At 63.2% G+C, this 21,189-nt stretch carries 22 protein-coding genes and 1 pseudogene; 8 read left to right on the forward strand and 15 right to left on the reverse strand.

The window, feature by feature from the left end:
* Window positions 1-23: 23 nt before the first annotated feature.
* Window positions 24-1,262, reverse strand: coding sequence for a hypothetical protein (locus CKW09_RS12160; protein WP_061795346.1), 1,239 nt, complete (start codon window positions 1,260-1,262; stop codon window positions 24-26).
* Window positions 1,263-1,899: 637 nt separating this feature from the next.
* Window positions 1,900-2,112 carry an osmotically-inducible lipoprotein OsmB gene (gene osmB, locus CKW09_RS12165; RefSeq protein ID WP_004940700.1) on the reverse strand — a complete coding sequence of 71 codons (213 nt, stop codon included), beginning with the start codon at window positions 2,110-2,112 and terminating at the stop codon, window positions 1,900-1,902.
* A 324-nt stretch (window positions 2,113-2,436) separates the two neighbouring features.
* On the opposite strand from osmB, the gene CKW09_RS12170 reads away from it, so the two are divergent.
* Complete coding sequence (locus tag CKW09_RS12170; protein WP_061795345.1) at window positions 2,437-2,832, forward strand: DUF427 domain-containing protein; 396 nt, start codon at window positions 2,437-2,439, stop codon at window positions 2,830-2,832.
* A gap of 312 nt (window positions 2,833-3,144) precedes the next feature.
* Window positions 3,145-3,282, forward strand: coding sequence for an AcrZ family multidrug efflux pump-associated protein (locus CKW09_RS12175; protein WP_073970234.1), 138 nt, complete (start codon window positions 3,145-3,147; stop codon window positions 3,280-3,282).
* Between the two features lie 39 nt (window positions 3,283-3,321).
* Here the strand turns inward: CKW09_RS12175 and CKW09_RS12180 are convergent, their stop codons facing one another.
* The 6 genes and pseudogenes from CKW09_RS12180 to CKW09_RS12205 form a co-directional block, all read right to left on the reverse strand.
* Window positions 3,322-4,083 (reverse strand): amino acid ABC transporter ATP-binding protein, encoded by a 762-nt coding sequence (locus CKW09_RS12180; RefSeq protein WP_061795344.1) that lies wholly within the window; start codon window positions 4,081-4,083, stop codon window positions 3,322-3,324.
* Window positions 4,080-4,985, reverse strand: coding sequence for an amino acid ABC transporter permease (locus CKW09_RS12185; RefSeq protein WP_061795343.1), 906 nt, complete (start codon window positions 4,983-4,985; stop codon window positions 4,080-4,082). Before CKW09_RS12185 ends, CKW09_RS12180 begins: the two co-directional genes overlap by 4 nt.
* Entirely contained in the window at window positions 4,982-5,896 is a 915-nt protein-coding gene (locus CKW09_RS12190) for an ABC transporter substrate-binding protein (protein WP_061795342.1), read from the reverse strand. The genes CKW09_RS12185 and CKW09_RS12190 overlap by 4 nt, the downstream gene beginning before the upstream one ends.
* Before the next feature lie 18 nt (window positions 5,897-5,914).
* On the reverse strand, window positions 5,915-7,252 hold the full coding sequence (locus CKW09_RS12195) for an LLM class flavin-dependent oxidoreductase (protein ID WP_061795341.1): 1,338 nt from the start codon (window positions 7,250-7,252) through the stop codon (window positions 5,915-5,917).
* Between the two features lie 19 nt (window positions 7,253-7,271).
* Window positions 7,272-8,560 (reverse strand): annotated as a pseudogene (locus tag CKW09_RS12200) (MmgE/PrpD family protein).
* A gap of 220 nt (window positions 8,561-8,780) precedes the next feature.
* Window positions 8,781-9,677, reverse strand: a complete 897-nt coding sequence (locus tag CKW09_RS12205; RefSeq protein WP_095097478.1) for a LysR family transcriptional regulator — start codon at window positions 9,675-9,677, stop codon at window positions 8,781-8,783.
* A 121-nt stretch (window positions 9,678-9,798) separates the two neighbouring features.
* On the opposite strand from CKW09_RS12205, the gene CKW09_RS12210 reads away from it, so the two are divergent.
* On the forward strand, window positions 9,799-10,959 hold the full coding sequence (locus CKW09_RS12210) for a serine hydrolase domain-containing protein (protein ID WP_095097481.1): 1,161 nt from the start codon (window positions 9,799-9,801) through the stop codon (window positions 10,957-10,959).
* On the forward strand, window positions 10,956-12,128 hold the full coding sequence (locus CKW09_RS12215) for an MFS transporter (RefSeq protein ID WP_095097484.1): 1,173 nt from the start codon (window positions 10,956-10,958) through the stop codon (window positions 12,126-12,128). Before CKW09_RS12210 ends, CKW09_RS12215 begins: the two co-directional genes overlap by 4 nt.
* On the opposite strand, the gene CKW09_RS12220 is transcribed toward CKW09_RS12215, so the two are convergent.
* Window positions 12,097-12,972, reverse strand: coding sequence for an alpha/beta hydrolase (locus CKW09_RS12220; RefSeq protein ID WP_061795336.1), 876 nt, complete (start codon window positions 12,970-12,972; stop codon window positions 12,097-12,099). The genes CKW09_RS12215 and CKW09_RS12220 overlap by 32 nt on opposite strands.
* Window positions 12,973-13,115: 143 nt before the next feature.
* On the opposite strand from CKW09_RS12220, the gene CKW09_RS12225 reads away from it, so the two are divergent.
* From CKW09_RS12225 to CKW09_RS12235, 3 genes are all read left to right on the forward strand, one after another.
* Window positions 13,116-13,865, forward strand: coding sequence for a DeoR/GlpR family DNA-binding transcription regulator (locus CKW09_RS12225; protein WP_095097487.1), 750 nt, complete (start codon window positions 13,116-13,118; stop codon window positions 13,863-13,865).
* A gap of 12 nt (window positions 13,866-13,877) precedes the next feature.
* Window positions 13,878-14,945 (forward strand): oxidoreductase, encoded by a 1,068-nt coding sequence (locus CKW09_RS12230; RefSeq protein ID WP_061795334.1) that lies wholly within the window; start codon window positions 13,878-13,880, stop codon window positions 14,943-14,945.
* Window positions 14,946-15,061: 116 nt separating this feature from the next.
* Window positions 15,062-16,477: an MFS transporter gene (locus CKW09_RS12235; protein ID WP_095097490.1), complete on the forward strand. Its 1,416-nt coding sequence runs from the start codon at window positions 15,062-15,064 to the stop codon at window positions 16,475-16,477.
* Here the strand turns inward: CKW09_RS12235 and CKW09_RS12240 are convergent.
* Window positions 16,450-16,857, reverse strand: a complete 408-nt coding sequence (locus CKW09_RS12240; RefSeq protein ID WP_061795332.1) for a VOC family protein — start codon at window positions 16,855-16,857, stop codon at window positions 16,450-16,452. The two genes, CKW09_RS12235 and CKW09_RS12240, sit on opposite strands and share 28 nt — an antisense overlap.
* 64 nt (window positions 16,858-16,921) lie before the next feature.
* Window positions 16,922-17,536, reverse strand: a complete 615-nt coding sequence (locus tag CKW09_RS12245; RefSeq protein ID WP_061795331.1) for a TetR/AcrR family transcriptional regulator — start codon at window positions 17,534-17,536, stop codon at window positions 16,922-16,924.
* Between the two features lie 187 nt (window positions 17,537-17,723).
* On the opposite strand from CKW09_RS12245, the gene CKW09_RS12250 reads away from it, so the two are divergent.
* Window positions 17,724-18,941 carry an MFS transporter gene (locus CKW09_RS12250; RefSeq protein ID WP_095097493.1) on the forward strand — a complete coding sequence of 406 codons (1,218 nt, stop codon included), beginning with the start codon at window positions 17,724-17,726 and terminating at the stop codon, window positions 18,939-18,941.
* A gap of 4 nt (window positions 18,942-18,945) precedes the next feature.
* Here CKW09_RS12250 and CKW09_RS12255 read toward each other — a convergent pair whose 3' ends face one another.
* The 4 genes from CKW09_RS12255 to CKW09_RS12270 form a co-directional block, all read right to left on the reverse strand.
* Window positions 18,946-19,140: a ribbon-helix-helix protein, CopG family gene (locus CKW09_RS12255; RefSeq protein ID WP_061795329.1), complete on the reverse strand. Its 195-nt coding sequence runs from the start codon at window positions 19,138-19,140 to the stop codon at window positions 18,946-18,948.
* A gap of 77 nt (window positions 19,141-19,217) precedes the next feature.
* Window positions 19,218-20,006, reverse strand: coding sequence for a spermidine synthase (locus CKW09_RS12260; protein WP_095097496.1), 789 nt, complete (start codon window positions 20,004-20,006; stop codon window positions 19,218-19,220).
* Window positions 20,007-20,030: 24 nt separating this feature from the next.
* Window positions 20,031-20,477 carry a 3-hydroxyacyl-ACP dehydratase FabZ gene (gene fabZ, locus CKW09_RS12265; protein ID WP_095097499.1) on the reverse strand — a complete coding sequence of 149 codons (447 nt, stop codon included), beginning with the start codon at window positions 20,475-20,477 and terminating at the stop codon, window positions 20,031-20,033.
* A 171-nt stretch (window positions 20,478-20,648) separates the two neighbouring features.
* Window positions 20,649-21,143 carry a TIGR00645 family protein gene (locus CKW09_RS12270; RefSeq protein ID WP_061795326.1) on the reverse strand — a complete coding sequence of 165 codons (495 nt, stop codon included), beginning with the start codon at window positions 21,141-21,143 and terminating at the stop codon, window positions 20,649-20,651.
* Window positions 21,144-21,189 lie beyond the last annotated feature (46 nt).

The following is a 21,189-nucleotide window of genomic DNA, read 5'->3' on the forward strand; positions in this document are numbered from 1 at the left end:
CGGAGGGGCTTCCGGCGGCCACATCAGAAGTAATAGCCGATATTCACGTTGGAACGGAAATACCATTTATCGCTGCCCGGCGATTGGGCGCGGGTCCAGCCGGTAGCGTTTTCCGCGCCGCCCCAGGGGTTGGCGTTTTGCGCCCAGGTCAAATCCACCCAGATCATCACCGGCATGGCGAATATCTGCACCCCGAGGGTGTTCATTTTCGAGTCCGACCCGCCGTCTTTATCTTTCCACAGCACGCTGTAGTCATTATAAAAGCGCAGCTTTTTAACCGCTCCCCAGGGCACCTCGACGTCGCGCGCCAGGTTTATCGACGCGGTGGTGGCCTGCGCCGGGATCAAATAGGCCGGGGTCAGGCCGTTGCCGCCCATCAGGATCGTCGCGTTGTCTGCCCCGGCGGGGCCTTTGGCGCGGTAGGAATAGCGAATGAGCTGGCTGGACAGATGCCAGGGATCGTTGTTCACCAGCGCGTGCAGGCCCGCCGCCCAAAAGCTGCCGTTATCATCGGTGGCATGATTGTAAAGACGGGAAGCCGCCAGCGAACCGCCGACTTCGTTGCGCCAGTCGCCCGATTGGAAGGCGCGCGTCAGGCGCAGGTTGACCTGATCGCGCTTCTCGTTGGCTTGCAGATGCTGCGAGCCGTATTGGGTGTTTTTAAGATCGTCGTAATTGCCCACCTCCGGCGCATAGCGCACGTCCGCCGGCATCATGCGCGGAAAATAGGCCGCGTCGAGCGTCCAATTACGGTCGTGATATTGATAGCTGGCACCCAGCCCGGTATTGACGCCGAAGCCGAGATAAAACGGAATGCCGTAGGACCAGCCGAACTGCGGATAGGGCATCAGGCCGAAAGGCTTGAACGGCGCGCCGAGCTGGATAGCCGAATTGCCGGTCAGGCGATAGCCGACATAGGCGCGGTCGATGGCGTATTTTCTCCGGTCCTGGAACCAGAACCCGGAATCGAAAAAGGCGTCGTTATAATTGGCGCTGGTATCGATGCGAAAGGCGTCAAAGCGCAAATGCGGCGGGTGGCGATAATTACTGCTGCCCCAGTCTTCATAACGATAATTGGCGCGCAATGCGCCGCCGATATCCAGGTTTTTCTTATTGTCGGCGCTTTGCCAATGCAGATGGGGGAAGGGCGATTTGTTTTTAACGGCGGGAGCGGAGGTATTTTCCCGTTCCGGCGGCGAAACGGCGCTGCCGGCGTAACTTATTGGTGAAGCTAGACAAATTGCGAGAGCTATTTTGCGCATGGCTTTCCCCTGAATAATTTGACTATTTAATGGTTTCTTTGTGACGTACCGATCCCACCCTAATGATAATAGGGGCGAAGTCAGCTTTGTTTTATCTGTGAGACAAGTTTGTCTTAAGTGTTTATTATCTTAATCACCGCCGGTTTCAAATATGAAACATTGTTTCTTTTTAATATAAAAACTATAATCCCGACATAATGCAAGTCAAGAAATAAAGATAAGAAATGCGTGGCGAGATTACGGCATTGCGCGGCCTCTCGGCGGCGGATTAAAAATGATAAAAAGTAGGTGCCGCAACCGAATTTGAGCTAGTGGGCATCGGGAACAGGCCAGTAGCGCAGCCGCCGCGTTGGCGCGCTTTAAGGACATTAAACGGGAAGAGCAGCACGCGGGCAGGGGCCGTTTTCACGTCGTTGCTGGCGGCGGTGCTAAAAAAAGACTGACCTTGCACGAGACAACCTTCAGGCTTCGAAAACGCCTGATGCTTTTTTATGCGTATATTAAAAGTGAAAATAAAATAAGCGGTATACGCGTTAATAGCGGGTGGGGAATAGGGTACGGTCGACTAAATAAACCGCAGGCCGATTCTTTTTCAAGCAAAGAAGAACCGGCCTGCGGCTTTATTTTAACGGTGGAATTAACGGCTGGTCTGGTGGCCGATGATGCCGCCCAACGCCGCGCCACCCAGGGTACCCAGGGTGCTGCCGTCGGTCAGAACGGCGCCGCCCACTGCGCCCACGCCGGCGCCGATGGCGGTATTGCGATCGCGGTTGGACATATGTCCACATGCGGTTACGGAAAGCGTTGCCATTACGACAACCAACACGCCGGCGGCACGTTTAATGTTCATAGAGTTTTCCTGATAAATTGACCGATTAACGGTTAAAAAAACCTTTCAATTAATCTGTCGGTAGAAGTTGAGATGAATGTATTCCTCCGCAAGAAAATAGAACAGGTAAAAATTCTTAATTTTGTGATGCCTTATTTTTAGCCATTGGCGTAATGGGCAAAAAAAGCACAGCCGCCGATGAACCGTTAAACCGCGGACAAAGATTGGGAGGAGCCAGCCAATTGCTGTTTTAACGCCGGCGCAGCGGTGAACGAACGCGCTGAGCGTCGTTGACTATACTGGGGGGATGCCCTGCAGGCGCAGGGCGCCAACCTGGAGGCGACGATGTCTGAACTGACCCCGGCATCCGGCAAACCGGTGAAAATTCCCGGCCCGGACCATCCCATCGACATAGCTCCGCAGCCCGGGCGGGTGATCGTCAGCGTGGCCGGCCAGACCCTGGCCGACAGCCGCGACGCGCTGGCGCTGCAGGAGGCCAACTACCCGCCGGTGCTGTATATTCCGCGCGGCGACGTGAACATGGCGTTGCTGCAAAAAACCGAATACGCCACCTATTGCCCGTATAAGGGAGAGTGCAGCTATTTTTCCATTGCGGCGGGCGGGCAGCGTTCGGTAAACGCGGTCTGGAGCTATGAAATGCCCTACAACGCGGTGGTGGCGATCAAAGACCGTCTGGCGTTTTATCCTGACCGGGTAGACGAAATTCGCATCGAAAATTGAAGCGCCACCGTCCGGGTTGACAATCTGCTCGGCCTGGCGGAAACCCGCATCGCCGATATGGCCGCCGGGGTAGAGCGATGCTACCCCCTGTACAGCAGCATCACAGGCGGTTACGACGTAAATCCCCTCTCAAATCAGCCTGTTGCGCAGAGCATTTTTTGCATTGCTTTAATGTAATTGTGTAAGTTACATTAGCTCGCATCAAGTGTGATGTAGCTCACGTTTCTGTAGTGTTCCCCACAACATTTGCACTGACTGTCGGCGGGTTTTCTGCCGGCGCAGGTTTGCTTTGCCTATAAACCAGGAGACAAGATGTTAGAGATGATTGAGAGTTTGGCGACCGTGGTGATCCTGGTGCCGGTAATGGTGGCCGTTTTGCTCGGCACGATTTACGGCCTGGGTGAACTGTTCAACCTGTTTTCCGCCATTGGCCGCAAGAACAACGGCTGAATTTGCACGCCGGGGGGCGCTATCCCCCCCGGCGCCCCGTTACAATACCGTCGCCAGGAAGTTGCGCGTCCTTTCATGCTCCGGCGCATCCAGCACCTGTTGCACGCTGCCCGTTTCAACCACCTTTCCCTGATCCATAAAGATAATCTGGTCGGCCACTTCGCGGGCGAAGCCGATTTCATGCGTGACCACCACCATGGTGATGCCGGAATGCGCCAGATCCTTCATCACCTGCAGCACTTCGCCCACCAGTTCGGGATCCAACGCGGAAGTCGGCTCATCGAACAGCAGCACCTGCGGATTCATCGCCAGCGCGCGGGCGATGGCGACGCGTTGCTGTTGGCCACCGGACAGCTCGCGCGGCCAGGCGTGGATGCGGTGCGCCAGCCCGACTCGCGTCAGCAGCTGTTTGGCGCGCTCCTGCACCACCGCCTTTTTTTCCTTCTTCACCAGCTGCGGCGCGTCGCTGACGTTTTGCAGCACGGTACGATGCGGAAACAAATTAAACTGCTGAAACACCATGCCGATGCTTTTGCGCTGCTCGGCGACCTCGGATTCTTTCAGCTCGTACAGATGCCGGCCTTTCTGCCGGTAGCCGATCAGCTGCTCCCCGACGCGAATGGTGCCGGCGTCCAGCTTCTCCAGATGGTTGATGCAGCGCAGCAGGGTGGATTTTCCCGAGCCGGAAGGGCCGAGGATCACCGTGACCGAACCGGCCGGGATGGAGAGGCTGATGTTTTTCAACACCTCGGTGCCGGAAAAGGATTTCCGCACCTGATTGATGTGGATCGATGCGCTCATTGTTCACCTCCCTGAGGGGCTTTGCGGCTGCGGAACCACCCGCCGCTGCGCGTTGCCTGCGTGCCGCGGCCAAAATAGCGCTCCACGTAGTACTGGCCAATCGACAGAATCGAGGTCATCACCAGGTACCACAGGGTGGCGACCAGCAGCAGCGGGATCACCTCGTAGGTGCGCTGATAAATGATCTGCGCCGAATACAACACGTCCTGCAGGGCGATCACCGACACCACCGCGGTGGTTTTCAGCTGCCCGATCACCTCGTTGCCCGCCGGCGGCAAAATGGTGCGCATCGCCTGCGGCAGGACCACGCGCCACAGGATTTGCCCGCGGCGGTAGCCCAGCGCTTTGGCGGCTTCCAGCTGGCCGCTGCCGACGCTTTGGATGCCGGCGCGCACGATCTCTGCGGCGTAGGCCGACTGATGCATCACCAGCGCGATCACCGCCGCGCTGAAGGTGCTGATGATGGTATTGGTCGGCGCGCTGGCGACTTCGCCCAGAAACGGCAGCCACAGGCTGATGCGCGGATAAAGCGCGGCGATGTTGTACCACAGGAACAGCTGCACCAGCATCGGCACCGCGCGGAAGAACCAGGTGTAGAACCAGCTTACCGCCACCAGCACCGGATTGGCCGACAGGCGCATCAGCGCCAGCAGCACGCCGCCGGCGAAGCCGAACACCACCGAGATCGCCGTCAGCTTCAGCGTCATGACCACGCCGTTGAGAATCGACGCCTCGGTGAGGTTTTCCGCCACTACCGACCATTCGAAGCGCGGATTGTGCAGCATTGAATTGGCGATCAGGCCGACGATCAACAGCACGATCAGGGCGCTGAACCAGCGCCCGTAATGCCGCTGGCCGACGATGCTCAGCGCCGCGTCGTCGTCAGGGTGTTGCCCACTCATTTTGCGATCTCTTCATTGATGCCGGCGGTTTTCACCGCGCCGAAGCCGATATCCCAGCCGTCGAGGATTTTCTGGTAGCTGCCGTCGGCGATCAGCGAGTTCAGCGCCGCCTGCACCGGTTTCACCAGTTCGGAGCCTTTCGGCAGGGCGATGGCCACCGTGGTGCCGTCGATGTTGATGTCGCCGGCCAGCGCCAGCGGCTTGACGTGGGTGGCCTGATAGCGCAGCCCTTCATACGGGCCGAAGAACATCGGCACGCGGCCGCTGATCACCGCCTGCACCCCGGCCGGGCGGTCCGGGAAGATCGGAATGGCGATCGCCGGCTTGCCGGCGGCGACGCATTGATCGCTGGCCTGCTGCAGGCGGGTGATCTGCGAGGTGCCTGCGCCGGCGCCGACGGTCTGGCCGCACAGCTGGGCCAGCTCGGTGTAAGGGCCGAGCGCGGCGTCTTTGCGGGCGATCAGCGCCAGCTTGGAGGCGTTGTAATAGCCGACGAAGTCCACCTGCTGGAAGCGCTTCTTGTTGGCGTCGATGTTGGCCAGCGCGACGTCGTAACGGCCGGACTTCAGGCCCGGGATGATGTTGTCGAAACCGCCGGTGTCCTTCCAGTGGATCGCCACGCCCAGGCGATCGGCGATCGCGCTCATCACGTCGATCTCGCGCCCGGCCAGCGTTTTGTTGTCCGCCTGGTAAAAGGTGGTCGGCGGGGTGTTCGGGTTGGTGCCGGCGACGATGTAGCCGGCCTTTTTGATCGCCTCGGGCAGGCTGTCGTGCAGCGCCGGATCGGCGCTGGCTTTCACCGCCGCCTTGAAGGGCACATCGCCTTCGGCGGCATGGCCGGCGGCCAACGGCGCCAGGGTGGCGGAAGCCAACAGCAGGGACAATGCGGTGCGTTTGAAGGTGTTTTTCATCATGGTTTCCCCTGCGGCTTAAGCCGATTTTACGTTGGCGAAGTTGATTGCCGGTTCCGGCAGGCCCAGGTTTTCACGCAGGGTGGCATGCTGATATTCCTCACGGAACAGGCCGCGGCGGCGCAGCTCCGGGATCACCAGCTCGACGAACAGCTCCAGCTGATTCGGCAACACCGCCGGCATGATGTTGAAGCCGTCCGCGCCTTGCTGTTCCAGCCACAGCTGGAAATCGTCGGCGATCTCTTCGGCGGTGCCCACCACCACCCGGTGGCCGCGAGAGCCGGCCGCGACGGCCGCCAGTTCGCGCAGCGTCAGGTTTTCCCGCGCCGCCAGATCGGTCAGCAGTTTCACCCGGCTTTGGCCGCCTTCGGTGGCGCCGACGTCCGGCACCGGGCCGTCCAGCGGGTAATCGCCGAGATCGAAGCCAAAGCGCGCCGACAGCTGCTCGATGCCGTTATCGATATCCACCAGTTGATTCAGCTGATACCAGGTTTCTTGCGCTTCCGCTTTGGTGCGGCCGATGATCGGCATCACGCCCGGCAGGATCAGCAGGTGATCCGGGTTGCGGCCGGCGGCGGCGACGTATTGTTTCTGGCTGCGGTAGAAGGCCTGTCCTTCTTCCAGCGTGGCGGCGGCGGTGAACACCACCTCGGCGGTTTCCGCCGCCAGCTGCTGCCCGGCCGGGGAAGAGCCGGCCTCGATGATCACCGGGCGCCCCTGCGGCGAACGGGAAATGTTCAGCGGGCCCTGCACCGAGAAATGCTTGCCCTTATGGTTGGCGGCGTGGATTTTCTCGTCGAGGGCGTACACGCCATTTTGCTTGTCGCGCACGATGGCGTCTTTTTCCCAGCCGTCCCACAGCTTGCAGCTGGCTTCGAGGAACTCCCGCGCCACTTCGTAGCGCTCGGCGTGCGAAGGCAGATCGTCGCGGCTGAAGTTGCGCGCCGCATCGCTGGAGAACGAGGTCACCACGTTCCAGGCGGCGCGACCGTGGCTGATATGGTCGATGGACGCCATGGCGCGCGCCAGGTGGAAGGGTTGATCGAAGGTGGTGGAGGCGGTGGCCGCCAGCCCGATATGGCGGGTGTTGACCGCCAGCGCCGCCAGCAGCGTCAGCGGCTCCAGCCGCGACATCGTCGAGGGCAGGCGGTGCACGCTGGTCGCCAGCGCGTCGCCGACGAAGAACATGTCGAAGGTGCCTTCTTCGGCTTTTTGGGCGATCCAGGTGAACCAGTCGATATCGGTCGGCGAACCGTTGGCGCCTGCCGCGCGCCAGCCGCCGACGTGGTGCCCCAGCGCCTGTACAAACAGACCGAGACGAAGTTGACGCGATGGTGTTGAAGGTGAAGTACTCATAATTATTCCTATTTTATTATTAATTTAACAAGGCAATCAGTCGCGGCAGCGCGCCGGGGGACGCCAGGGCGCAGTCGCGGATAACGCTTTCGCCGTCGAGGCCCGGCAGCAGCTGCAGAATGGCGCGCAGCTTAGCGTCGAGGTCCGTCGGGCGGGCGGCGGTTTGCTTTCTTGTGACGACGTCACTTAACTGTCGCCCGTCCTGCAGCGTCAGGGTCAGGCGATGGAAGCGCAGCTCCGGATCCAGCGCGTCCGGCGGCGCTGCGGGATCGGCGTGGCGCTCGACGTTAGCGGCCAGGGCGGCGACGGCCTCATCAACCGCCCGTTCGCCGTAGTGCGTCAGCGGGACCTCGCCGTGGTATAGCGCGTCGGCTATTACGTATTCCAGGCTGAAGCGCGCTTCCACGCCGGTGGCCGGTCGGCGAATGTAGGGCGCGGTGTCGGCGCCGGGCGGGAAGCTGACCTGAATATGCGCGATAGCCGCGGCAGACAGCCCCATGTCCTGCAGGCGGGCGCGCAGGGCGAACGCCGCCTCGGCCGCGCTGTGGGTGCCGCCGCAGGTCGGATAACGCTTGAACTCCAGCCCCGGCTGCAGAATGCGCCAGGGCGCGCCCCAATCGGCGGTCAGCAGCTCCGGCTGCTGCCGGCCGTCGCCGTGAGAACTCAGCAAGCTGTCCAGCACCCCCTCCGGCTGGCCGATAAAACCGGCCTGAGCCAGCAGGGCGGCGTTGACCGCGCTGCGTGCCGCGGCTTGGCCGCCGAACCGAACTGGCTGCGCAGGCCCGCCGCCTGAGTCGCCGCCAGGCCCAGCGCAATCTGCGTTTGCCGTTGGCCGAGCTGCAGATAACGCGCCGCCGCGGCGCAGGCGGCTACCGCGCCGAGCGTGGCGGTGCTGTGAAAACCCAGCGTGTAATGCTGGGTGCCGGCGGCTAACCCCAGTCGGCCAGCGGCTTCCACGCCGATGGCATAGGCGGACAACAATTCGGTGACATCGTCACTGTTGTCGTTCAACGCCAGCAGCGCGGACAGCACCACGGTGGTCGGATGGCCGCGCAGCGCGGGATGATAATCATCGAAGTCCAGCGAGTGGCTGACATAGCCATAGCGCAGCGCGCGGTTCTCGCTGCCGTTCGGCGGAAACACCGCTGCGACCGCCGCCAGGCCGGCATCGCTCAACGCGCAGCGGGCAATCGGCAGTGCGCAGGCGAAATAGTCTTTCACGCCGCGGCGGGCGGCTGACAGGGCGGCTTCATCCGGCCGGCTGTACAATATCTGATGAGCGAATCGGGCGGTTATCGGCGATGACAAGGGCTTAAAACCTGATTTTATATGCGGTTATGCACGAGGGTTGCGGGTTGAAAGGCATTGTGTGGCGATTTTCGTCGCCCCGAAAGAACGAACGGGACTTTCATATTCCAAAATGGAATATCACCACCGCTCCGCGTCGCCGCCAAAGCCGGTCGCCGGCGTGGCGGCCTGCGCTTTAGCTAATTTTGTGCAAAGCAATGCTGAAATTGCTCTAGCGCGTTCAGCCGGATCCGGCGGGGAAAAGGCGGGCGCTCATGATGTCGATAAACGCCCGCAGGCGCGGCGTCAGGTGTTTGCTGGAGGGCCAAAGAATTTTGAAGCTGCTGCTGTGTCGGCAGTGGTCGCCCAGCACCGGCTGCAGCCGCTGCCGCTCCAGCGCCCGCCGCACCGCGAAATCGGGCAGGCAGGCGATGCCCTGGCCCTGTTCCGCCAGATAAATCAGCGTATCGACGGTGTTGCATACCATGCGCGAGCCCAGGCCTGCGCCGAGCAGTTTATCCCAGCCTTCCACCGGCCAGCTTTCGACCTTGCCGGTGGTGGGGAACTTGTACAGCAGGCAGGCGTGGCCGCACAGGTCTGCTGGCCGCCGTGGGACCCCCGCCCGCCGCAGGTAGTCCGGCGACGCCACCAATTGCAGATGGAAAACCCCCAGTTGGCGGCTCATCAGGCGGGAATCCTCGGTGTCGCCGACGCGGATCACCGCGTCGAAGCCTTCCTCGATCACCTCGACCCGCCGATCGGAAAAATCGGCCTCCAACTCAACCTGCGGATACTGCCGGGTGAACTCCGCCAGCACCGGGTTCAGCAAACCGCCGACCAGCGGCAAACTGACGCGCAGCCTGCCGCGCGGCGCACTGCGCACATCGCTGAGCTCCTGTTCCGCCGCCGCCATTTCTCCCAGAATGCGCTGGCAACGCTGCAAGAAAAGCGTGCCTTCCGCCGTCAGCGTCATGCTGCGGGTGCTGCGGTGAAGCAGCCGTGTGCCCAGACGCGTCTCCAGCCGGGCAATGCTTTTGCCGATAGCCGAAGCGGAAACGCCCAGCAGGCGGCCGGCCTCCACAAAACTGAGCGTCTCGGCGGCCTGCACAAAGGCGGAGACGCCGGCCAGATTATCCATCGGTTTTCCTCATTGCGGACACCATAGTCCGTTATGAAGGGAAATCTAGCCTGTTTTTCCGCTAATCGCCAAACTCTATTCTCGGTAGCGGCAGAATGACTGTCTACCTGGAGTGTGAATCATGAGTGAATACCCATTGGACGCCGAGATTATTGACCGGGCGGTGGAGCGGGCATTGGAGCAGCGGCGGCTGGTCGGGGCGGTGGTCCTGGTGGCCCGGGGCGGCGAGATACTCTACCGCCGCGCGGCGGGCATGGCGGATCGGGAAGCGGGCCTGCCGATGCGCGCCAACGCGCTGTTCCGGCTAGCGTCGGTTTCCAAACCGATCGTCTCCACCGCCGCGTTGGCGCTGATGGCGCAGGGGCGTTTGGGGCTGGACGATCCGGTCACGCGCTGGCTGCCGGCTTTCCGGCCGCGAACGGCGGACGGCCGCGAGCCGCCCATGACGGTGCGCCACCTGATGACCCACACCGCCGGGCTGAGTTACCGTTTTTTCCAACCGGAACAGGGCGCCTACGCGCAGGCCGGGGTGTCGGACGGCATGGATGACGATCGGCTCAGCCTGGCGGAGAATCTGCAGCGCATTGCCTCGGCGCCGCTGCTGTCGGCGCCGGGAACCGAGTGGCGTTATTCGATAGCCACCGATGTGCTGGGCGCGGTGATGGAACAGGCCAGCGGCGTGCCGTTGGCGGCGGCGGTGGCGCAGTTGGTGACCGGGCCGCTGGCGATGCGGGACACCGGGTTTATCGCCACGGATGCGCGGCGGCTGACGGTGGCTTACGCTAACCATCATCCCGCGCCCCGGCCGCTGCAACAGCCCGATCGCCTGCCGTTTCTCGAGCATACGGCCGGTTTCAGGCTGTCTCCGGCGCGGGCGCTGGATGCTGACGCCTACGCCTCCGGCGGCGCCGGCATGGTGGGGTCGGCCGAAGATTTCCTGCGTTTGCTGGAAGCCCTGCGCCAGGGCGGCGCTCCGGTGCTGCCGGCCGAATGGGTCAGGGCGATGACCCGCAATCAGATCGGCGACCTGTCGATGCCGTTCTGGCCGGGGCGCGGCTTTGGCCTGGGCATCACCATCCTGAAGGATCCACGGGCGGCGCAAACGCCGGAGTCGGCCGGCAGTTGGCGCATGGGGGGAACCTACGGCCACTCCTGGTTCGTCGATCCGCGGCGGCAATTGAGCGTGGTCGCCTTCACCAATACCGCTCTGGAGGGCATGTCGGGCGCCTTCGTCGGGGAGCTATGCCAAGCGGTTTATACGGCTATCGGGGGGCGGCGATGAAACTGTTGCCGCCGATTTTCTTCCTCGCGCTGGGTCTGTTCGGCGTTTACTGCATCGAGTTCGGCGTGGTCGGCATTCTGCCGATGATTATCGAACGCTATGGCATTTCAACCGCCCAGGCCGGCTGGCTGGTCGGGGTGTTCGCACTGACCATCGCATTGCTGGGGCCGGCGCTGGTGCTGCTGGCCTCAGGCTATAACCGCAAGCGAATGCTGCTTTCCCTGTGCGTTTTCGCGATCGCCGCCGCGTGGTCCGCCGAGGTGGACAGTTTCGCCGCCCTGATGCTGCTGCGCATTGCGCCGGCGCTGTTTCACCCCATTTATTTTTCGCTGGCGATGGTGGCGGCGGCTTCGCTCTACCCGCCGGAACAGCGAACCCGGGCGACCGCCTACGCGTTTGTCGGCACCAGCATGGGGATGGTGCTCGGCATTCCGCTGACCCACTGGATCGCCGGGCAAATCAGCTACGAAGCCTCATTTCGCTTTTGCGCGCTGATTAACCTGCTGGCGGCGGCGGGGCTGTTGCTGCGTTTGCCGGACGTGGCCGCGCAGCGGCTCAGCTACCGCAAGCAGCTGGCTATTCTGCGCAGCGGCGCATTGTGGCTGAGCATCGGCACCTGCGTGCTGATTTTTGCCGCCATGTTCGCCGTCTACGCCTATGCCGCCGAGTATCTCAGTCGTGAAACCGGCGTCAGCGAGGCGGCTATCGGGCTGCTGCTGGTGATTTTCGGTCTGGGGGGCGTCGCCGGCAATCTGCTGGCCGGCAGGCTGCTGCAGCGCCATAAAACGGCGACCGCCTTGCTGCATCCGTTGGCGCTGGCCGCGGCCTACCTGCTGCTGTATCGCTACGCCGATGCGCAGATGGGTCCGATGATCGTCATCTGTCTGTATTGGGGGGCCGCGCATACCAGCGGGCTGATCGTGACGCAAGTCTGGCTGACGTCGCAGGCGCCACAGGCGCCGGAGTTCGTCACCGGGCTGTATATCGCCTTCATCAATTTGGGGGTGGCGTTGGGAGCGGTGGTCAGCGGTTGGTTTATCGATGCGCTCGGCCTGCGGGGCTGTCTGCTCTGCGGCGCGCTGTTCGCCGCGCTGGCGGTGATGACCGTCACCGCCAGGCTGCGGTTTTACCGCCAGGTTACCGCTGCGTTGAGCGGATCATCGCCATAACCTGCCGGAACATCGCGCTGTCCGGATTGGCCAGCTCGTTCACCAGGCTGAAATGGTTGCTGTGGCGGTCGTTCAACAGTTGCACGTTCAACCCCTGTTCGACGCAGGCGGCGTAATAGGCCTGGGTCTGGTTTTTGAAACCCTGGGTCTCTTTGGCGCCGACGTCGAGCAGGATCTGCGGCGCATGCTGCTTTTGCGGCAGCATGAACAGCGGGCTGAGGCTCTGCGCCTGTTCGGGCGTCAGGTGCAGCCAGCCGTTGATATAGGTATCGCACAGCGGGCGCAGGTCGTACAGGCCGCTCAGCGCCAGCGCGCCTTTAATCACGTTCACCGGCACCCGGTAGCGTTGCTGCCAGTCGTCGGCGATCAGCATGCCGCTCAGGTGGCCGCCGGCCGAACTGCCGCTGACGTAAATGCGTTCGGGGTCGATGCCGTACTGGCCGCCGTGGTGATACAGCCAGGCGATGGCGCTGCGCACTTCGCGCACGATCTCGGCCAGCGTGGCCTCCGGCGCCAGGGTGTATTCCAGGGTGGCGACCGCGACGCCGCGGCGGGCGAAGGCGGCGGCCATCGAGCAGGCTTCTTCCTTGCGCTGCGAGTGCCAATATCCGCCGTGGACAAACACCAGCAGCGGCGCCGGTTGGCCGATGGCCGGGAACAGATCGAGGCGCTCGGCGGCCCCCATGCCGTAATGCAGGTCGTAAATCCCCGGCGTTTGCTCCCTGGCCTGTCGCGCCAGCGCCGCGTATTCCGTCATGCAGGCGTCAAAGTCTTCCACCGAGGCGCGGGCGTTGTACTGCACAGCTCTGGTGGCTGCGTTATCGAACATCAGATCGATTTTCATAACATCTCCTTGTTGGTGTCGAATCGATTATCTTCCCGGCGTTTTTTCGCTGCTTGATGTTAAATGCGCTGCGGCGGCGATTTCTTTTTTGCTGTTTTCTGCTGTATATTGCATTTTTAAGCCTGTTATTGCGGAGTCGAAGCATGCACAAAGCGGCGCGACAGCGTTATTTGTTGGATCTGCTCAGCGAGCGCGGGCAGGCGGCGGTGGCCGATCTGGCCGGCGCCATCGGGGTTTCCGTCGATACCGTGCGCCGCGACCTGGCCGATCTGGCGCGCCAGGGGCTGGCGCAAAAGAATCACGGCGGGGCGATAGCGCTGGATCCGCCGGAGATGAAGCGGCAGGCGCGCGAGGCGCTGCTGCCGGAAACCAAGCGCCGCCTTGGCCGCGCGGTGGCGGCGCAGATCCCGCCGGGCAGCACGCTGATGCTGGACGCCGGCAGTACGCTGCTGGCGGTGGCGCGTGAACTGCGCGGCCCGGCGACGGTGATCACCGCTTCGCTGGACATCGCCCAGTGCCTGAGCGACCGGCCAGAGATTCAGCTTATCCTGCTGGGCGGGCAGTGGGACGCGCGCCAGCGTTTGTTCGCCGGCAGCGCCACGCTGTCGCTGTTGGAACGCTACCGCGCGGATATCGCCTTGCTGGGGGTCTGTGCGGTGCACGCTCAGCTGGGGCTCAGCGCCAGCGAAGAGGCCGATGCCGCGGTAAAACGCGCCATGCTGGCCGCCAGCGGTCAGCACTGGCTGGTGACCGACCATATGAAGCTGGATCGCTGCGAGCCGCACCGGGTAGCCGAACTGTCGCAGATCCAACGCATCTTTACCGATCGTCCATGGGACAGCCTGGACGACCAATTGCCGATTGAACTTTGTGTCGTCGCCGACGACCGCTAGAGGAGAACCATGATGAATGATAACGCCGCGCCGCTGCAGGTGGCGCTGATAGGTTACGGCTTTGTCGGCAAGGCTTTTCATGCGCCGCTGATCAACTCGGTGCCGGGGCTGGAACTGAGCGTGGTGTCGTCGCGCGACGCCGACAAGGTGCACGCCGACCTGCCGCAGGTGCAGGTGATCGCCGATCCGCTGGAGGCGATCCGCCATCCGCAGGTGGATCTGGTGGTTATCGCCTCGCCGAACGCCACCCATGCGCCGCTGGCCAAAGCGGCATTGGCGGCGGGCAAAGACGTGGTGGTGGATAAGCCGTTTACCCTGGATCTGGCCGAAGCGCGCGAGCTGATCGCCCTGGCGGAAAAACACGGCCGGCTGTTGTCGGTATTCCAGAACCGCCGCTGGGACAGCGATTATCTCGGCGTCAAGCAGGTGATCGAGCAGGGGCTGATTGGCCAGGTATCGCATTTCGAGTCCCATATCGACCGCTATCGCCCGCAAGTGCGGGTGCGCTGGCGCGAGCAGAATCTGCCGGGCAGCGGGCTGTGGTTCGATCTGGGCCCGCACATGGTCGATCAGGCGCTGCAGCTGTTCGGGTTGCCGCTCAGCGTTCAGGCCAATATCGCCACGCTGCGCGCCAACGCCGAAGTCAACGACTGGGCGCACGTGATCCTGAATTATCCGTCGCATAAGGTGATCCTGCACGGCAGCATGCTGGTCGCCGGCGGCGTATCGCGCTTTACGGTGCATGGCGATCAGGGCAGCGTGGTCAAGGCACGGGCCGACGGCCAGGAAAGCCAGCTGCTGGCCGGGGTGATCCCGGGATCGGCCGGCTGGGGCAAAGACGACGACGCGCTGAGCCTGTTCGTCGGCACCGAGCCGGTACGCACGCTGCCGACGCCGGACGGCGACCAGCGCCAATATTATATTCGGCTGCGCGACGCGCTGCGCGGCGACGGGGCCAACCCGGTCACCGCTTTGCAGGCGTTGGCGGTCATGGCGGTGCTGGAGGCGGCCGAAACGGCGGCGCGCACCGGCGCGACCGAAACCTTGCCGCTCACCGCCGCGGAAATCGCCGCCTGGTAATACGCCGCGCGCGTTTGGCATGGCGCCGCATGCATTGATTAACTGCATCCCGTGCGTCTTCCGCCATACCGCCTCCTGACATAGGCTGCAGACAGCGTATTTCAGGAGGCACCATCATGTCGTTAAACTCTTCTCCGCGGGCGATCCGCGGCATTCTCGCCAGCCTTTCCCTCAGCATGCTGCTGTCTTCGCTCGGCATCAGCATCGCCAACGTCGCGCTGCCCGCGCTGGCGCTGGCGTTCGACGCCTCGTTTCAGGCGGTGCAGTGGGTGATCCTCAGCTACCTGTTGACCGTCACTACCGCGGTGATCGGCGTCGGTTATCTGGGGGACCGGATGAACCGCCGGCGGCTGTTGCTGGCCGGCATCGCCTTGTTCACCTGCGCTTCGCTGCTGGGCGCGCTGGCGCCGAGTCTTTGGCTGCTGCTGGCGGCGCGGGTGGCGCAGGGGTTGGGCGCGGCGGCGATGATGTCGATCGCCATGACACTGGCGGGCGAGACGCTGGGAACGGAAAAAACCGGCCGGGCGATGGGGCTGCTCGGCACCATGTCGGCGGTGGGCACCGCGCTGGGGCCGTCGCTCGGCGGGGCGTTAATCGGCGTTTTCGGCTGGCGGGCGATATTCCTGCTCAACGTTCCGCTGGGGTTGCTGGCCTGGCTGTTAAGCCGGCGCTTTTTGCCCAACCTGCGGCGGGCGGAAAAACCGGCGGATTTCGACGGCGCCGGCGCCGCGCTGCTGGGGGTCGCCTTGCTCTGTTACTCGCTGGCGATGACGCTCGGGCGCGGTCATTTTGGCCCGCTCAACCTGGCGCTGTTGGCGGCCGCCGCGCTGGCGGGGGCATTGTTGGTCGGCGTGGAGCGGCGGGCGGCGTCTCCCCTGATCGCGCCGGCGATGTTACGCCACCCGGCGCTGGCGGCGGGGCTGGCGAGCAGCGCGCTGGTGATGACGGTGATGACCACCACGCTGGTTGTCGGTCCTTTCTACCTGTCGCGGGGTATCGGGTTGAGCGCGATGCAGGTCGGGCTGGCGATGGCGGCGGGCCCGGCGATGGCCATTCTGACCGGCGTGCCCGCCGGTTATCTGGTGGACCGCTGGGGCGCGCAGCGCATCGCGGTTATCGGTCTGGCGGCGCTGACCTGCGGCGTCGGCATGCTGTCGATGACCGCCGCCAGGCAGGGGATTTGGGGCTATATCGCGCCGCTGTGTCTGCTCACCACCGGCTACGCGCTGTTTCAGGTGGCCAACAATACGGCGCTGATGAAAGAACTGTTTCCGCAGCGGCGCGGGGCGATCGCCGGGATGCTCAATCTGGCGCGCAATCTGGGGGGCATTACCGGCGCCTCGGCGATGGGCGCGCTGTTTGTGCTGGCGTGCGGCGGCAGTGACATCAACGCCGCCGAAGCGGCGGCGGTTGCCGGCGGCATGCGCGTTACCTACGGCGCGGCGGCGCTGCTGGCGCTGGCCGCGTTGGGCATTACCCTCGGCGGCCGGGCGCTGATGACGCGTTATTCGGCGGCCAGATCGCCGCGATAAACCAGGTGAACCTTGTTGCCGTCGGGATCGCGCAGGTAGGCGCCAAAATAGCCTTTGCCGTAGTGCGGGCGTTCGCCGGGCTCGCCTTCGCTGCCGCCGCCCGCCTGCATTCCGGCGGCGTAGGCTTGCCGCACCTGCTGCTCATCGGCCGCGAGAAACGCCACCATGCTGCCGTTGCCCGCGCTGGCCGGCCGGCGATCAAACGGCTGATAGGCATAGAAACGGGGCAAGGTCTGGCCGGGAATAATCCAGCAGCGGGCCGCGGGCCCGTCATCCGGCGTCACTTCGCGCTGCCGCAGCCCCAGCGGCAGCAAGATGGCGTCGTAAAATGCGGCTGCAGCGTCCAAATCGCTGACGCCAACGGTAATGTGGCTGAACATCCTGATCCCTCTCGGTCATGGTGTAGTGATGACAACATTAGCAGCATTCCTGATATGTCGCCGGCTAGTCGTTCGGGCGATGCGCATCCCATACCGACAGCAGGCGGGTTACCGCATCGTCCAGCGCCTGGTGGCTGACGCCGTCGCGGGCCAGGGTGGAAACGCCGAGCAGGAAACTGTCGAAAACGGTCGCCAGCACGGCGGGCTGAACGTCGGCCGCCAGTTCGCCGGCGGCGATGCCGCGTTCGACGCAGAATATAAAACCGTTCAGCGTGCGCCGGCGCGAGTCCGCCAGCGGCTGCAGCACCGCGGCGTCCTCTGCGCCGCCGGCCATCACCCCCAGCGCCACCATGCAGCCCTTGGGATGATCCGCTCCGCACTGCATGTTGACCGACCGCCGCAGCGAAATTTCAATCGCCCGGCGCGGCGGCAGCGATTCATCCCACAGCGCGTCGTTGACCCGGCCGTGGCTGTCGAGGTAGCAGGCTACCGCTTCGCGGAACAGCGCTTCTTTGGAACCAAAGGCCGCGTAGAAACTGGGTGCGGTGATGCCGCCGCCGATATGCGCCTTAAGCTGAGCCAGCGAGGTGGATTCGTAGCCATGCTGCCAGAAAAGGTGCAGCGCCTGTCGTACCGCTTCATCGCGGTCGAACCGGCGTGGGCGTCCCATTTGTGCCATAGCGGCCTCCCAATATTTATACCGATCGCTATAAATGTGATTGACAGCCTGATGCCGTCTGCTTAGCATTATTATACCAATCGATATATAAATCAATTGGCCCGTAACGGCCGCGTCAGGGGGTGGATTTATCCGACGCGGCTTAAATTTACCCATATTTATACCGATCAGTATATAAAGAGGCGCCATGAGCCAGACTTCCCCTTGTTGTGACCCGTTATCGCCGCCGCGTGAAGACGCGCATTTCCCGCTGGCGGCGCTGTTGGCGTTGGCCATGACCGGTTTCATCTGCATCGCGACCGAGACGCTGCCCGCCGGCTTGCTGCCGCAAATTGCGCCGGGTCTGCAGGTATCGCCGGCGCTGGCCGGCCAGATGGTGACGGCCTATGCGTTGGGATCCTTGCTGGCGGCGATCCCGTTGACGCTCGCCACCCAGGGCTGGCGGCGCCGCAACGTGCTGTTGCTGACCATCGCCGGCTTTCTGATTTTCAACTCGATTACCGCCTGGTCTTCCAGCTTTGCCCTGACGCTGCTGGCGCGTTTTTTGGCCGGCGCATCGGCGGGGCTGGCCTGGAGCCTGTTGGCCGGTTACGCCCGCCGCATGGTAGCGCCGCCGCAGCAGGGCAAAGCGATGGCGGTGGCGATGGTCGGCACGCCGGTAGCGCTTTCCCTTGGCGTGCCGCTCGGCACCTGGTTGGGGGCGGCCATCGGCTGGCGCGCGGCGTTCGGCGCCATGTCGCTGCTGTCGGTGATATTAATGGCGTGGGTGGTGCTGAAGGTGCCGGACTACCCGGGGCAAGCCGGCGCCAGGCGCCTGCCGCTGCGCCGCGTCTGGCGCACGCCCGGCGTGCGGCCGGTGCTGGCGGTGGTGATGTGCTGGATGCTGGCGCATAACCTGCTGTATACCTATGTCGCGCCCCTGGTGGCCCCGGCCGGGTTGAGCGCCGATGTCGACGCGGTGCTGCTGGTGTTTGGCCTGGCGGCGCTGGGCGGCATCTGGCTGACCGGGCGCACCGTCGACGGTCATCTGCGCCGGTCGGTGTTGCTGAGCCTCGGCGTTTTCGCCGCCGCCACGCTGCTGCTGGGGTTATCCCTGCGCTCGCCGCAGCTGGTATGGGGAGCGGTCGCCTTCTGGGGCCTGAGCTTCGGCGGCGCGGCCACGCTGTTGCAGACCGCGCTGGCGGACAGCGCCGGCGAAGGCGCAGACGCGGCGCTGTCGATGAACGTGGTTATCTGGAATGGCGCGATAGCCGCGGGTGGCATGCTGGGCGGCCTGCTGCTGGGGCATTTCGGCGTGCTGTCGTTCCCCTGGGCGGCGCTGGCGATGGCGCTGATCGGGTTGGGGATCGCTTATTCGGCCAGCCGCCACGGTTTCCCGCAGGGGAAGCGCTCGCCGGCCGGGTAAACAGTCAGGCGTTGTCGACGCGCGGATTGGCGCGCGTCGGCTGGCTGGGGTAATCCACCTGATGTTTTTGCAGGTAATCGCGGATCAGCTGGCGGACCACCTGGGAGGGCGTGACATCCTGCTGCAGGCACAGTTCTTCCAGGGCTTTTTTCTTGTCCGGGTCGATCAGTATGGTCAGCCGCGCCGTTTTCTTTTCCATCAGGGTCCTCCAGAGAATGATAATTAAATGATAATACCACGTGACCGAATCGGCCAACCGCGCTGCATTGCCGGTGCTCAGTTGAAATGCAGCCGTTCTATTTTGCGCGACAGGTAGCCCAGATCGCAGCCGAAGATTTCCCCGCTGGCGCGCGCCAGCTCGCGCAGTTGGCTCAGCGGCAAGGTGACGCGCGCCGGCGACGCGTAAATGATCACGTTGCCGCTCGGTGCGACGCAGAACAGCACGCTGTCAAAAACCCGATGCAGACTGTGATACAGCAGGGTATCGGCATGGGGCACTTCATGATAGTTCAACACCAGCCAGCCGCCGTCGTTCAGTCGGGCGGCGCAGTTCTCCAGAAAACTCTGGCTGCCCTGCTGAGGATCCATGGCGAAGGCCGAGTAGAGATCGGAAAAAATCAGGTCATAGCGCCGCCCATGCGCGGTGCGCACAAACTCCACCGCATCGGCGGTGTGCAGCGCGACGGCATCGGCGCCGGGCAGGGTAAAGTAACGTTCGGCGACCGACACCACCGCGGCGCGCAGCTCGACCACCTCCAGCCGCATATGCGCATCGCTGGCGTGCAGCGCGCGCACCAGGCTGCCGCCGCCCAGGCCGAGGATCAGCGCCGACGCCGGCGGCTGCCAGGCGACCGCCATCAGCATCGCCTTGATGTAGTTGTGGATCGGCAGCGCCGGATTGCTGAGGCTCATTTTGCTCTGCTCGCAGATGCCGTCGAAACGCAGCGTGCGGTAGTCTTTGTGGTCAGAGACGATAATCTCGCCGCAGGCGTCTTCCAGGCGGGCGATCACCTGGCCGCGCGGCGAGAAATCGAGGGTGCTGAGTAAGCTGTCAACCAGAGACATGGTTTTGCTGTGGCTCCTGTGGGTCTATTTGCGGGCGCACATAAAATCTGCGCAGCAGATCCGGCGGCCATCAACGGTGGCCAGCCCGCGGAAGCGCGCGATCGCGCCGCGCTTGCGCACGAAGGTCACCGCCAGATGGACCCGATCGCCGGGGTGCGCGGCCCGATAAAACCGCGCCCGCTGAATGGCGGCAAAGTAATAGTGCTCTCCTTCCTGCAGCGCGCCGAGGAAATAATGCGCCAGCAGGCCGGTGCTCTGCGCCAGCGCTTCGACCATCAATACCCCCGGAAAGGCGCCGCCGGCAGGCCAAAGCGCCGGATCGTTGGCGGTGACGTTTTTGATGGCGCTCAGGCGTCCTTCTGCGACGCAGGTGCCTGCGGCCAGCACGCGGTCGACCAACAGACAGGGGTACCGATGAGGCAGGATAGATTGAATATCCTGAAATTGCAGTGGGTTACCATTCAGCGGCATGGGTGATTCCGGTCCTGTCAGCGGAGCGACGCCGGCCAGGCTGCCGGCATCAGTCTAAGTGGAGTGTAATAACATTATAATAAAATTATCATTGAATGTGCCAGATGAAAAAGCGATGCGGCGAGAAGGCGAGGTGAAAGTCACCCGGCGACGGCCGGGTGCGGGAAGGGGTCAGGGTTTGGAACGGGTGACCTTGTCCAGGTAGCCCATGACGAAGGCGGAAAGCACGAAGGTGAGGTGGATGATCACGTACCACATCAGCTTGTTGTCCGGCACGTTTTTGGCGTCCATAAACACCCGCAGCAGGTGAATGGAGGAGATGGCGACGATGGAGGCCGCCACTTTGTTTTTCAGCGAGGTGGCGTCCATTTTCCCCAGCCAGCTCAGCTTCTCTTTCCCTTCGTTGATATCCAGTTGCGAGACGAAGTTCTCGTAACCCGAGAACATCACCATCACCAGCAGGCCGCCAACCAACGCCATGTCGACCAGCGACAGCAGGGTCAGGATCAGATCCGCTTCGGCCACCGCGAAGATATTGGGCAGGACGTGGAGAATTTCCTGAAAGAATTTGATCGACAGGGCGATCAACGCCAGCGACAGGCCGAAATAGACCGGGGCGAGCAGCCAGCGTGAGGCGTACATCGCGTTTTCTATCAAACGTTCCATAGTTATCTGAGTTTGTTACCAAAGGGCCCACAGTATAGCTCAGATG

The organism is Serratia ficaria (assembly GCF_900187015.1).
GTDB classification, from domain to species: Bacteria; Pseudomonadota; Gammaproteobacteria; order Enterobacterales; family Enterobacteriaceae; genus Serratia; species Serratia ficaria.